Source organism: Flavobacterium sp. C4GT6 (assembly GCF_036347315.1).
Taxonomy (GTDB): Bacteria; Bacteroidota; Bacteroidia; order Flavobacteriales; family Flavobacteriaceae; genus Flavobacterium.
On sequence record NZ_JAZGZU010000023.1, the window covers coordinates 1 to 15251 of the forward strand.

8 protein-coding genes are annotated in these 15251 nt (G+C 38.2%); all 8 read left to right on the forward strand.

Annotation, left to right across the window (positions count from 1 at the left end; all coding sequences use genetic code 11):
- Positions 1–410: 410 nt before the first annotated feature.
- Positions 411–1865 carry a glycosyltransferase gene (locus V3Z67_RS17290; RefSeq protein WP_330444508.1) on the forward strand — a complete coding sequence of 485 codons (1455 nt, stop codon included), beginning with the start codon at positions 411–413 and terminating at the stop codon, positions 1863–1865.
- Positions 1866–2001: 136 nt separating this feature from the next.
- On the forward strand, positions 2002–2853 hold the full coding sequence (locus tag V3Z67_RS17295) for an AraC family transcriptional regulator (RefSeq protein ID WP_330444509.1): 852 nt from the start codon (positions 2002–2004) through the stop codon (positions 2851–2853).
- 138 nt (positions 2854–2991) lie between these two features.
- A complete protein-coding gene (locus tag V3Z67_RS17300) occupies positions 2992–3525 on the forward strand; it encodes a carboxymuconolactone decarboxylase family protein (RefSeq protein WP_330444510.1) in 534 nt (177 codons plus the stop codon).
- A gap of 170 nt (positions 3526–3695) precedes the next feature.
- Positions 3696–7592, forward strand: a complete 3897-nt coding sequence (locus tag V3Z67_RS17305; protein ID WP_330444511.1) for an ATP-binding protein — start codon at positions 3696–3698, stop codon at positions 7590–7592.
- A gap of 95 nt (positions 7593–7687) precedes the next feature.
- Positions 7688–9820: a fibronectin type III domain-containing protein gene (locus V3Z67_RS17310; protein WP_330444512.1), complete on the forward strand. Its 2133-nt coding sequence runs from the start codon at positions 7688–7690 to the stop codon at positions 9818–9820.
- Between the two features lie 81 nt (positions 9821–9901).
- A complete protein-coding gene (locus V3Z67_RS17315; protein ID WP_330444513.1) occupies positions 9902–11632 on the forward strand; it encodes a peptide-N-glycosidase F-related protein in 1731 nt (576 codons plus the stop codon).
- Between the two features lie 17 nt (positions 11633–11649).
- Positions 11650–13653, forward strand: a complete 2004-nt coding sequence (locus tag V3Z67_RS17320; protein WP_330444514.1) for a lectin-like domain-containing protein — start codon at positions 11650–11652, stop codon at positions 13651–13653.
- A 64-nt stretch (positions 13654–13717) separates the two neighbouring features.
- Positions 13718–15251: L-type lectin-domain containing protein (locus V3Z67_RS17325; protein WP_330444515.1), on the forward strand; the 1534-nt coding region annotated here is incomplete at its 3' end.

Consider the following 15251-nt stretch of genomic DNA (forward strand, 5'->3'; position numbering starts at 1 on the left):
AAGAGCGTATCTCCGGACAGGGGTATGGTGAGAGTGAGCCTAAGGTTGACTGTAAAGAAAACTGCAGTGAAGAGCAACATGCTCAAAACAGAAGATCTGAGTTTATTATTGTGAAGAAATAGTAATACTTACAAATGTAAGATTTGTAGTTTTTCTTTTTAGTTTTTCTATTTTCGTTAAGCCCCGCAGTTGCCCAACTGCGGGGCTTTTTTTATTATGTATTTGCTTAAAAAGTGTGGAATAAAAATTAAAAGTGTAGAATTTTTCTACACAATAAATGAGGTGTTTATGTGTAAGCCATTGTTTTTCAGTGTTTTTTATTGATGGCATGTGGTTTGGCTATAGTTAATTGTCGATTACCCAACAGGTAGAGGCATTACTCAATTAAATTAAACCCTAAATGCCAAAAGATGAAAAGTGAAACTATTACCTCAAAAGCATTGTATGCCCCAACCAATAATGTAAATTCATTCACACAACAAAGGCAGGATATATCTAAAGTAAAAGTAGCTTCTGTTAAAGAGAATAAAGAAGAAAAAGAAAAATCTGAAAAAAGATCACTGGAACGTATAGTGCTGGCAGGTACTTTTTTACTGATGATTACAGCAGCTTTTTTAGTGTATTACTTTAAGCCTGATTTTGATTTACTTAACCTAAACCGAATGAGTTCTGTAGGTGGTATGATTTTAATCGGTATAACTACAGCTTTATTGGTTTATAAGGCGGTATTCTTTTTATACAGTGTGTATCTGTATGTACGATACAGGTCGATTAAATCAGTATCAGATGAAGAACTTCCTACAACAACGGTTATCGTACCGGCCTACAATGAAGGAAGACTGGTTTATGACACGCTGTTAAGTATAGCAGGGAGTGATTATCCGCATGAAAAACTTCAGCTATTAGCCATAGACGACGGTAGTAAAGATGATACCTGGTTTTGGATGCAAAGGGCTAAAGATAAACTAGGGGACAGAGTTACTATTTTACAACAGCCTGAAAATAAAGGTAAACGCCATGCGCTTTACAGAGGTTTTAAAATGGGAACAGGAGAAATTTTTGTAACTATAGACAGTGACTCTATTGTGAAAGCCGACACCCTTAGAAATATGGTAAGTCCGTTTGTGGTAAACGAAGAATGTGGTGCTGTTGCGGGTAACGTTAGAGTACTGAATAACAAAGAAGGTATGATTCCTAAAATGCTTAACGTAAGTTTTGTGTTGAGTTTTGAATTTATACGTTCGGCAGAAAGCATGTTAGGTTCTGTATTATGTACGCCTGGTGCTTTATCAGCTTACAGAAGTACGGCCGTGTTTGGTTGCCTTGAAGAATGGATTAATCAAACCTTTATGGGACAACCTTCAGATATTGGTGAAGACAGAGCCATGACAAATATGATTATGAAACAGGGGTATCATATCAAATTCCAGAGAAATGCTTATGTATTGACAAACGTACCTGAGCAATATAAAGGACTTTATAAAATGTTCATTAGATGGGGCAGGAGTAACGTTCGTGAAAATATAATGATGTCAAAATTCGTATTCAAAGATTTTAGGGAAGGTTCAAAAGCCGGAACAAGACTGTTGTTTTTCAACCAGTGGTTAAAAATTGTAATGGCATATCCTGTTATACTTTTGATGTTTGTATTTATTGCAACTCATCCGTTACTGTTTTTAAGTTCTACTTTTTTAAGTATCCTTATTTACTCCAGTTTCCCTGTATTGTTTTATGCAAAGAGATATAATGTAGCCGAATCATTTTGGGCTTACTCATACAGTATTTTATACACTTTTGGTTTGTTTTGGATAACCCCTTATGCTATTGCGACTGCAAGCAGAAGAGGTTGGTTAACCAGGGGGTAATCTGGTGGGACAGATTATCCTGTAATGTTTGACCTGCTTAAATTTTAAGCAGGTTTTTTTTATATGTAAACTATTGGGCGGAATGCTATTTGTTTAATATTCCTTATTTTTAAGGCCTATTAACATACTGCCGTATATGTACAGATATAATGACTCTAAAAGTGGTGCCGACTTCAGACTGATTTCAGATGAAGCCGAATTTGACCGTCAGTTTTACGGAAAAGACAGGAAAGATAAACTCCTTACCATTGCATGGAACAGGGGACAGGACCAAATGGTGGTAATAGACGGAATTGAGTATGTATTTCCGTGTAATTCTATGCTGTGCCTTATGGTAAACGAGAGTTTTTATTTCTCGCAACCACAGGATATACTGGCATGGCAGTTTAACAGAGAGTTTTATTGTATAGTAGACCACGATAAGGAAGTAAGTTGTGTGGGCTTCCTGTTTTACGGTTCGTCTGAAAGGATGTTCATAACACTTAATGATGATGACCAGCGTAAAATAGACTTATTACTACAGGTTTTTTATGACGAGTTCATTACTACCGATGTGGTTCAGGGAGAAATGCTTATGGTATTGCTTAAAAGACTTATTATCATAGTAACACGCCTTGCTAAACAACAGTATATAAGTAAGGATGATTTACCGGATGATAAGCTGGATGTGATAAGGAAATTCAATTTATTGGTGGAGAGTCATTACCGCACGCAGCATCAGGTAAAGTATTATGCCGATCAGTTATTTAAGTCGCCAAAAACCATATCTAATTTATTTGCCCTTTATAATCATAAATCACCATTAACAGTGATTCAGGAAAGGATCATAATTGAAGCCAAGAGATTGTTAACATATACAGATAAATCGGCAAAGGAAATAGCCGGAGAACTAGGTTTTGAAGATGCGGCTCACTTTAGCCGTTTCTTTAAAAAGCATACAACACTCTCACCAATATCGTTTAGGGAAACTTCGTTTGTAGGGAAATAAAGCACATATTTAAGTATCATTTTTAATTACGGGAAATAAGTACCAGTATTCGGGAAATATGTCCCTTTTATGGCAGTTGATATTGAAGGAACTTTGTACCATCAAGAAACAACAAGTCTAATTATTAAAATTGAAAAAATGAAAAATTTTATAGTTCCAACAAAAGAGCAGGTTTCTGCAAACAACCAGGAAATTTTTAATAACCTTGAAAAAATGGTAGGTTTTGTACCTAACCTGTATGCTTCATTTGCTTATTCTGAAAATGCACTTGGCAATTATCTTACTTTCCAAAACGGAAAATCGTCCTTAAAAGCGAAAGAGAAAGAAGTAGTTAATTTGGTAGTGAGTCAGGTAAACCAATGTATATACTGTTTAAGCGCCCATACTGCCATTGCAAAAATGAATGGTTTTACTGATGAGCAGATAATTGCCATAAGAAAAGCAGAGGTAGACTTTGATAGCAAACTTTCGGCATTAGCAGTATTAGTAAAAAGTATTGCCGAAAATAAAGGTCATGCGGATGAAGCAGCACTAACTAACTTTTTTGAAGCTGGTTATGATAAAGGAAAACTTATAGATGTACTGCTTGTAGTAGGAGATAAAACTATAACGAACTACCTGCACGCCCTTACAGACATCCCTGTAGACTGGCCAGCAGTACCTGCAATATAATTTATTATAAAAGTATATTAATCAAATCCCTGTGATAGTATCACAGGGATTTTTGCTTTGTTTGGTACATAACAAATTGTTTTACTAATGTTTTTTTTGTGTGATTGCTATGAGGAAAGGTATGCAATTTTATTATTTATATTGCACCCTAAAATAATCTGCAAAAAAAGATGGTAGGTAAACAGGCTGGGGTGTTGTTGATTTTATTATTATTTCCCTTTCTTCTTTTTTCACAAAATGTAAGGCACCTTTCAGTAGATGAAGGCCTGCCTCAGTCGTTTGTATCAGGAATTATTGAAGATAACGACGGCTTTATATGGGTAGGAACCCGTAACGGACTTGCCCGTTATGACGGACACCGTTTTAAAATTTTCCAAAGTAGCTATAACAATGAAGGTACGTCCCTGGCTTCAAATGTTATTAGCCATATAAGAAAGGAAAATGATAATTCCATGTGGATTATGTATGAGGGAGGGGTAATAGACAGGTTTGATTTTATTACCGAAAAACCTACTCATATAATTACTTCAAAATTTATAGAAAAGCACAACCTGACAATAAACCGAAGAGTTTGGATGGTAACATCAGATAATACTTTTTGGTTTAAGGCTCACTCGGGTATGCTGTTAAGTACTGATTTAAATGATACAGATGTAATTACGGATTATTCAGGTGTTTTTGATGAGAGTAATCCGGTGTATAACCTGCTAGAAGATAAAAATAAAAACCTGTGGGTTTTGAGTCATCAAGCATTAAACGTCTTTAATCCTAAAACAAAAAAGTTTAATTCTACCCCTATTCCTTACACAATGTTTGAAGGGATGGAAGTGAAAAAATTAGGGGATGGTTTTTCTGCCTTCTGTGAAAGAAGTAATGGCGAACTGATGTGGGCAGACAAAGAATATCTTTACTTCTTTAATACTGAGAATAAAACATTCAGAAGAATTAAGTTAATTGCCGAAACTAATTACGGTCCCAAATGGATAGATGTAGGGGATGATGGTATTGATTACTTTATGTCAGATAAAACTGTTTACAGTTATTCTGATGCGCTGGGTATAATTCCTCAGGCAAAAATTGAGCTGAGGGGAAACAGACAGGCACAGGCTTTTATTACCGATCAGTCGGGACTGTTTTGGGTTGGCGGTGATGCCGAAGGTATTTATACTATAGATACACGTCTTAATTTTAAAAGCTTTGATTATCAGGATGATTTTGTAATAGACCTGCTTAAAGATGTTTACGATATTAACTTTGTCGATTTTTTTAATTGGAGAAACAATCTTTTAGGGGTATTACAGCCATCTTATTCATTACGATCTTTATGGGATGGAGAAAAACATTGGTTAGCACTTAACCGTACTGTAGGCTATTTTAATACTACACTAAATAAAACTATTAAACTACCGGAAGTGCCCTCACCGGAGAAACCATGGTTTAGGCCTATAACGGGTATATCGGTAATTAAAAACGGAAATCCTGTAGTGGTAGACAAGAATAATTCAATATATGTATTTAAAAGTGAGGTGAACAAATGGGAGTTTATCCTGTCATTAGATACTTTAAATATTACATTTCCAAAAAAAATACAAACCAACAACCTGTATGCCGATAAGGATACTAACATACTCTGGATAACCACTGAGGCTCATGGTTTACTTAAAGTAAGCCTTGCTGATAAATCAATAAAACAGATACAGAGCAGTGAAAACGGATTACCTGCCAATAATCTTATAGATGTACTTCCTGATTTTGATAATAATAAATTTTTATGGTTAGGAAGCTCATCCGGGTTAATTAAGTTTCATAAAACTACGGGTAAGTGTGAAGTTTTTGCTGTAAAGGAAGGACTACCTGATAATATGATTTATTCCATGCAGTCAGATGCATTGGGTAATTTGTGGCTGGGCACAAATAAAGGACTTGTGTGTTTTAATACCAGTAATTACAAAACCCGTGTTTTTACACGTAGTCACGGACTCAATAATATTGAGTTTAACAGGCATCATGAACTTATGCTTAAAGATGGTGAAATGGCTTTTGGCGGGGTTAAAAGCGGGGTTGTTTTTAATCCTGAATCCATAAAGACTGATACATTTTCGCCAAATGTAACTTTTACAGGGATCAAACTGAACAACGAAAATATTTATACTCTTAAACCTAATATTGGAGTTGTAAAGGGGGTACAAAATATTGAGCTTCCCTACAATGAAAATACCATAGCGTTCGCCTATACTGCATTACAGTTTAATCAGCCGCAGGATATAAAATACCGTTACCGACTTTTAGGGTACGATGATAACTGGGTTACAGCAGGTAATAAAAGGGAAGCTGTTTATACCAAGCTGCCTCCGGGTAAATATACTTTTGAAGTTAATTCCTCAAACACTACAGGTACCTGGAGTAATCATATAAAATCGTTAGAAATAAAAATTACTCCGCCTTGGTGGAAAACATGGTGGGCAATGCTGCTGTATCTACTTATAGGTATTGGTGCCTTAGTTTGGTTCTTTAACTTTAAGGTAAAGCAGCAAATGGTTAAAAACGAAATTAGGTTAAAATCAAGAGAAGCAAAAGAGCTGCGCAGACTGGACAAGGTAAAAACCCGTTTCTTTTCTAATATTGCACACGAGTTCAGAACACCTCTTTCACTGATATTAGGGCCAGCCGAACAGCTTACCGATAAGTTAACTGCAGAGGATAATAAACTATTGGAAATCATTAAAAAGAATACAGGTAGTCTTATCCAGCTTACAGATCAGTTACTGGATATAGCCAAACTGGAAGCAGGAGTTTTAAAACCTCAAATGGTTTGGGGCGATATAGTGCCGGCTGTTGTGAATATTACAGGTGTCTTTGCTGAGGAAGCCGCAGTTAAAAAGGTAACCATAAAACTTGAAGCACCGGAGTCGGCCGAATTTTTATTTTCCGTTAATACGCTCGATAGAATATTGTATAACCTGTTGTCTAATGCCCTTAAGTTTACTCAGGAAGGCGATACTATTACGGTAACCGTAATAAAAGACGAAACCGGATTAATACTTAAAGTTAAAGATACGGGAAGGGGGATACCTGAAGAGGAACAGTCCAGTATTTTTAACAGGTATTACAAAGCCGGTAATCAGGAAGCCTCTCAGGGAACCGGTATAGGACTTTCGTTAGTTGGCGAACTGGTAGAATTGCATAAAGGAACCATAAAGCTGGAAAGCAGTACTAAGGCTCAAACAGGTACTACTTTTACCATACATCTTCCGTTTGAGGTACAGGAAAAAGTAAAGGTTGAGACTGTATCTCAAATAGAGAATGCCGAAGATAAACCAACAGTTCTTATTGTGGAAGACCACGATGAACTGGTTAAATTCATATCAGAGAGCCTTCAGGATAAGTACAATGTTTTGATAGCCCGTAATGGTAAGGAAGGATTAAGTGTAGCACTGGAGTCGGCGCCAGATTTGATTGTGAGTGATGTTTCCATGGAACAAATGAATGGCTTTGAGTTTTGTAAAGCTGTGAGGGAAGATATTAATATCAGTCATATTCCGGTTATTCTGTTAACGGCAAAAGCCGATATGGATAGCAGGCTGGAAGGACTTTCGTTTGGGGCAAACGATTATGTAACCAAGCCATTTAGTATATCTGAACTGAAGCTAAGAATTAAAAATCTGTTAGAACTTCAGCGTAAGCAAAGAGACCGTTTTCATGATACGTTTTCAAAAATTATTCCATCTCAAGAAGAGGATACCGATATACTTCAAAACGAGTTTATGGATAAGATTCATATTATTATAGAGGACAATTTGGATAATAAAAATTTTAGTGTTGATGAGCTTGCCACATCATTGTTTATGAGTAGGGCAAACCTGCACCGTAAACTAAAGATGATGTTCAATTTACCGGCGAGTGAAATCATTAAAGTTTACCGACTTAAAAAAGCAGCACAGCTGTTAAAACAAAACTACAATGCAACCGAGGTTGCCTATATGACGGGTTTTAATACACCATCGTATTTTTCTAAATGTTTTAAGGATTATTATAAGATTACACCGGCTAAATATGCTGAAAAATAGCATTTTGAGACAATATTGTAATAATTTGAGACGAGATTGACAAAGTGAAATAATGAGTTATCAGACTTTTGGGGCAAACCAAAAATCTAATTATTATGAACAGAAAAATACTTAATGCAGCCCGTTTACTAAAGGGGGCATTGTTCACTTTCTTACTTATGTCATCCTTATCTGCAGAGGCGCAAAATAATGCACTTTATTTTGATGGTATAAACGATTATATTCAGACAGATTATGCAGGAATTTCAGGCAATGGGGCAAGAACTGTTGAAGCCTGGATTAAAACAGACAAAAATTCACTACCGGCAAATCAGGGTGGTGACGGGCAAAGCGTTATTGTAGACTGGGGTTCACTGGGAACAGGCACAAGGTTTACCTTTAATATACTTTTTAATAATGCCATTAGGCTGGAAGCTCAGGGTAACGGAATAAGCGGTACCATTGCCGTTAATGATAACCTTTGGCACCATGTGGCTGTAGTGTATGATCCAACTGCTACAAATAAGGTAAAACTTTATGTAGATGGTGTACTGGATGTAGAGGGCAACCTTACCGTTTCGGTATTCACGGGTTCGGCTACCGATGTTAGGATAGGTGGAAGAATTGATAGCAGTAACTATTATGAAGGCGCTATAGATGAAGTTCGTATTTGGAATGTGGCACGCACACAAACAGAAATTCAGGCAAATATGGATGCTGCTTTTTGTGGCCCTCAGGATAACCTTCAGGCTTATTTTCAGTTTAACGAAGGTGCAGCCGAAGCAGATAACACTGGTGTAACAACAGTTTACGATAGTACCCAAAACGATTATGAGGGAACCTTTAACGGTTTAGCCCTTACAGGTACAACTTCAAACTTTGTAGCAGGCGATACCGAACTTTCAATGGTTGTTATAGACAACACAATAACACTGGAAAGTGGTGTGCTAACAGCTACCGAGGCTAGTGAAGGTGTAACTTACCAATGGATAGACTGTGATAATGAGGATATTCCTATTGAAGGTGCAACAACACAGGCTTTCACACCTACGGTAAATGGTAACTATGCAGTAGTTATTACAAACGGTGGCTGTAGTGTACAGTCTGACTGTACAGAAGTTACAACAGGAACAGAGGTTTGTGCTGCCCCATCAGTTATCGAAATTTCAGAAATTACAGCTTTTACCGCTATGGTTTCGTGGACAGAAAACGGAGAGGCTACCCAGTGGGAAGTACTTTACGGTCCTGCCGGATTTAATATTGAGGCTGAAGGTATGTCGGTTACTGTAAACGATGTTGCCGAAGCGACATTAGAAGAGCTTGATGCCAATACGGAATACCATGTTTATGTTCGTGCCGTTTGTGGTGAGGACTTTACCAGTGAGTGGGAAGGCCAGCAGGCATTCTTAACCCTTGAAGAGGTGGTTTGTGCTGCCCCATCAGTTATCGAAATTTCAGAAATTACAGCTTTTACCGCTATGGTTTCGTGGACAGAAAACGGAGAGGCTATCCAGTGGGAAGTACTTTACGGTCCTGCCGGATTTAATATTGAGGAGGAAGGCATGTCGGTTACTGTAAACGATGTTGCCGAAGTGACATTAGAGGAGCTTGATGCTAATACCGAATATCATGTTTATGTTCGTGCCGTTTGTGGTGAGGACTTTACCAGTGAGTGGGAAGGCCAGCAGACATTTGTAACCCTTGAAGATACAATAGAGTGTGAAGATCCTTCATCGGTATCGGTTACTGATGTTACTTCATCTACCGCTATGGTATTATGGACAGAAAACGGAACAGCTACCCAGTGGGAAGTACTTTATGGTGAGCAGGGCTTCAATCCTGAAGCAGAAGGTATGTCGGTTACTGTAAATGATCTTACCGAGGTAATGCTGGAAGAGCTTACAGATAATACAGCTTATGATGTTTATGTTCGTGCTATTTGCAGCGAGGAAATGACAAGTAGCTGGGAAGGTCCGGAAGTGTTCTCAACACAATTGCTTGGACTTAGCGATAATGTAATAAAAGGCTTTGTATTGTACCCTAACCCAACTACAGGTATCGTTAGGATTAGTGCTCAGGATATAATAGAAAATGTTGTGGTTTACAACCTTGCAGGACAAAGGTTAACAGAGGTAAAAGTAAACGCGGCAGCTTCACAAATAAACTTATCACAGCTTCCTGTTGGTGTATATGTAATGCAGGTTACTGCATTAGGCAAAACAGGAACTTATAAAATAGCAATAAAGTAGTTTTTTCCTATCTAAACTGTTGAAAACCCTGCCTCGAAACATACTTCGGGGTAGGCTTTCATTGTACTTACTCTACTATTTATGAAAAAAAAAATATTTAATGTTTTTAAGGCCAATATTGGTTCTTATGCTAAAAATACGATTAAAACATCATGCTTTGTTTTCTCATTAATACTGGCAAATCAGTCCAATGCTCAGGAAACAACCATTACGGTTTTTGATGATGTTATTTTTTACGGTGGTTATACCGCTACACTAAGCGAAGAGGCTTTATATGAACCTATGCCGGCAGAAGTGTTAAGACATTCTAATTCCCGCTATGCAAGAAAACTTACTGATACCGAGCTGGATGCTATGGGTAATACACTGGATATCGATTTGCAAATAGGTGCCGCCTGCGATAATTATGACAGGCTTTGCCATGTGTTTTTGGCATTTACACCAAAAGAAGCAACCTCTTATGTTTCTGAAGATGTACCAAGGGTAGAAATAGCCAGGTTGGTAACCCCTTTTATGAATAAAAACTATTCTCCAACAACATTATCTTATGAGTATACGGCAAACAATGTTAGCGAAATAGTAACTAATACATCCATACGCAATACCTATGATATTTGGGTAGAGCTACAATTGTTTGGTACAACGGGAGCAGGGCAGGAGCAGGTAGCCGGCTGTTCGGGTCACCTAGATACTTTTAGGGCAACCCTTAATTTTACATCAAATACAGATGATCAGATTACTTATACAGATGATTTGGTATTTATGCCATTGTTAGCAAACAGTAGGCTTAACAATTATAACGCTACTGATGTTACGGGTGAAACAACCAAGATAATTGACTTCACAATTACAGAAGAGACCGATAATTTAAAACTAATCCTGATTACCTCAAACCACGGGGCAAATTCGGGAGGAGAAGAATACGTTCGTCGCAGGCACTATGTTTATTTAGATGAAACGCTTATTTATGAGTATATCCCGGGGGGGAAATCATGTGAGCCTTATCGACAGTATAATACACAGGGCAACGGTATTTATGGGGCATCACAACTACCGTTAAGAGGTTGGATATACTGGAATAACTGGTGCCCGGGCGATCGAATCCCTACTTATGAAATTGATTTGGGTACTTTGCCGGCTGGGGAGCACTCGGTTACTATCGATGTGCCGGAAGCCGAGTTTGTAGATGCTCAGGGATACATACCGGTATCGGCATATCTTATAAACAGGGAAAGCGGTGCTACCCCTATATGTACCCAGCCAACAAATGTTACTGCAGAAGCAATTTCAGGCCACGAAATTTTTGTGAACTGGGATGAAATAGGTAATGCCGATGAATGGGAGGTACTGTACGGTAAAATATACAATTCGACAGGGCAGGTAACCTATGCTGTTTTGGCCGAGGAAGATTATTTACAGGTAACTGATGGCGAAAGTGAAGGTACGGCTACCGAAAATGTAGAACCAAGTACTGTTTATCAGGTTTTTGTGCGCTCTAAATGCGGTAATGAGGAAAACAGCCGCTGGTCTCAGGCTATGTATGTACAAACACAAGAACTTTCTGTTGAAGAAAACATATTGGATACTTTTAAATACTACCCAAATCCGGTTAGTGATAATTTAATGCTTCAGTCCAATAACGAGGCAATAGCCGGTATAGCCATTTATGATATGCAGGGCAGGCAGGTACTGCAGGAAAATATTGGCAGTAATCAGGCAGTGGTTAATATGGTAAACTTCCCTACAGGGATTTACTTTTTAAAGGTAAATATAGGAGGGAAAACACAAACCTATAAGGTTGAAAAGCAATAACACTAATCAATTGACAAATGAAGAATAATCTGGTGCTATTCAATAAACAGGTATTGCTGCTTTTAGCAGTATGCCTGTTGTTTTCAGTAAAAAGCTTTGGGCAGTTAACGCCTACTTTTGTAAACAATGCTTCTGCAACAGGAGACAATTGCTACACTATAACAACAAATCAGCAATCCAATTCGGGAGCTGCATGGTATGATAACCCTATAGATCTTTCACAGGATTTTGACATCGTATTTAATGCCTATTTCGGATCAAACAGCAATGGGGCAGACGGAATGACATTTGTTCTAAAGACTACCCCCGATGCTGTTATAGGTATAATAGGAGGGGGAATGGGATATAGAAACCTTCCTGACCAACCATCCCTGGCTGTAGAGTTTGATACCTTTAAGAATAATAATACAGCCTCGGGTGAGGTTATAAGTGATCCTTTTTTTAACCACGTTGCCCTTCAGACAAATGGTAATACAAGCCATGTCTCGCCGGATAATTTGGTCGCTCCTGTTCAGGCTTCCCTAACTTCAACTAATATTAAGGACGGACAGGAACATGAGGTAAAAATATTATGGCGTGCCGAATTGCAAACTTTTACGGTTATTTTTGACTGTTCTGAACGTTTTAGTTATACAGCAGACATTGTTAACGATATTTTTGAAGGCAATTCTACTGTTTATTTTGGTTTTACAGGTTCAACAGGCTCTCTGTCAAATGAACAATATATCTGTTTTCAGTACATTTCATTTTTAGATGATCAGATTCAGGATCAGGTAGCCTGTGCAGGCGAACCTGTAAATACTATAGATGGCACCTATGCAGGCGCTGTGAGTTATCAGTGGTCACCTGTAGAGGGAGTAAGCGATCCAACCATTGCTAATCCTGTATTTACGGTTTTTGAAACTACGACATATACACTTACCATTACAGATAATTGCGGACTTACAATGGAAAGGGAGTGTACCATTATGGTAGCTAACCCAATGGCCGAAGTAAACGCACTTCAACCTTCAATATGTAACGGTGGAGCGGTAGATTTTTTAATTACGGGTACACCGAATACTGAGGTAGCCTATACCATAAACAACGGTACAGAACAAACAGTTATATTGGATGCTTCAGGCGAGGCTACTGTAAGCACTCCAGCAGATGAAAACCAAACTATAAACCTTGTGAGCGTAACCTTAACGGAAGCTCCGTTTTGTGAAGTAGATTTAACAGGAACAGTTACAGTAGAAGTAATTAGTGAAGATGCTTCCTTTTACATGACAGCGGGATGTGAAGGGGCAACGGCAACAATTACAGGAGTTACGGGAGGTGTGTTTACTTTTAATTCTGTTGCGGTAGATTCAGCTGAGATAGATGCTGTAACAGGAGAGATTACCAATGCTTCAGCAGGTGCATCATATACTGTAGAATATACTACACCAAACTGTCTTAATACATCAGTAATTCAGGTAACTGTTTACCCTGAAGTAACTTATAATATGGCATCAAACCTTCAGCTTTGTGATACTAATGGTGATGGGATTACGAGTTTCGATTTGACACAAGTAGAAGATGAGGTACTTACTAGCGACACTGATATAGTAAGTTATGCTTACGATAATGACGGAAATATGGTAACTATTGCGAGTCCGTCTGCTTTTGAAAATACGCAGCCGGGAGGGCAAACCATCTGGTTAACTATAGAAAACCAAAACGGCTGTACTGCGACTACGAGTTTTGACCTAATTGTAGACCAGTGTTTTATACAAAAGGGGATATCGCCAAACGGAGATGGTAAAAACGACTTTTTCGATCTTTCCGGTTTTGGTGTTAAAAATTTTACTGTTTTTAACCGTTATGGTGAAAAAGTATATTCCTATTCCAATTATACTACTCAATGGGAAGGACAGTCAGACAACGGTAATGAACTGCCTACCGGTACTTATTACTATGCTATCAGTTTCTCTGATTCAAATCCTACCTATGGTACAAACCATACGGGCTGGGTGTATATAAACAGGCAGGAAAACTAATGCCTAGGCTGTAATTATCATTGGCTAATTGCAGTATAAAATTGTTATTTAAAAGATAAAGAGCATGAAATCACTACCACACTTTATACATAGTTGCTTATCCCGAATTTTTTTATTCGGGATTTGCTTCTTTTTATCGTCTCAGGTTTTTGCACAGCTCGCCCCGTCCTTTGTAAACAATGCAGCCGAAATGGCAAATGGTTGTTACAGGATTACCAATAATGCACAATCTAATTCGGGAGCGGTTTGGTACAACAACCCCATCGATCTTACTTCCGATTTTGATATTGTGTTCAATGCCTATTTTGGAGCAAACAGCTTTGGAGCCGACGGAATTGCTTTTGTGATGAAAACAAGTTCCACACCGCTTATAGGTAACATTGGGGGAGGGTTAGGCTACAGGAATTTTCCTGAGAGTAATACACTGGCTGTAGAGTTTGATACTTACAGTAATGGAGGTACCATGATAGGTGACCCTTCATTTGATCACGTGGCATTACAAACCAATGGTAATGTAAGCCATAATTCGGTAGATAATCTTGTTGCTCCTGTACAGGCATCGCCTACATCTACCAATATTAAAGATAATACAGAGCACGAAATAAAAATCAAATGGCGTGCAGCTACACAAACCTTTTCGGTTGTTTTTGATTGTTCCGAACGATTTAGCTATACAGCCGATTTGGTTGATGATATATTTAACGGTACTTCATTGGTATACTTTGGTTTTACAGGTTCTACAGGACAGCAGTCTAACCTTCAGTATATCTGTTTTCAGTATCTTTCATTTTTAGGTTCCAGTCTTGAAGGAGGTACCATTTGCGCGGGTGAATCAATAGATACTATAGATGGTACTTACGACGGAGCTGTAAGTTATCAATGGTCACCTGTAACAGGTGTAAGTAACCCGTCAATCCCTAATCCTGTATTTTCTCCAACACAAACCGCGTCTTACACGCTTACCATAACGGATAACTGTGGAGATACTTTAGTGCAGTATGTAACCATAGAAGTCCCCCAACCATTAGCAGTTGTACAGGTAATAGAGTCGCCCATATGTAGTAGTACGGGAGAAGCACAGTTTATTATTTGGGGAGAACCCAATACTGAGGTAACCTATACTATTAATAATGGTTTTGAGCAAACCGTTATAATTGACGATTCAGGTACTGCAACAGTTTCGGTAACTGATATGACAGAAGATGTAACCATTAATTTGGTTAGCATTACAATGCTGAGTTCGCCTTTTTGTACTTCAACTTTAGCCGAAAGTGCGACAGTGGAAGTAGTTTTAGATGATGCTTCTTTCTATTTAACACCGGGGTGTGATGGTGCTACGGCAACAGTTACCGGAGTTATGGGAGGTGTTTTTGATTTTAGTACACAACCAACTGATGGTGCAGTTATTGACCATACAACCGGAGAGATTACAGGAGGTACTTCTGCAGCTACTTATTTTGTAGCCTATACTACAAATGGTTCTTGTTCTAATACCAGTATAGAGCAGGTTACTTTACACCTCCTTCCCACCATCTTAGCCCCAATCACGAACTACGTTCAGTGTGACCAGACCGACCCTGATGCCAATGATGGTATCG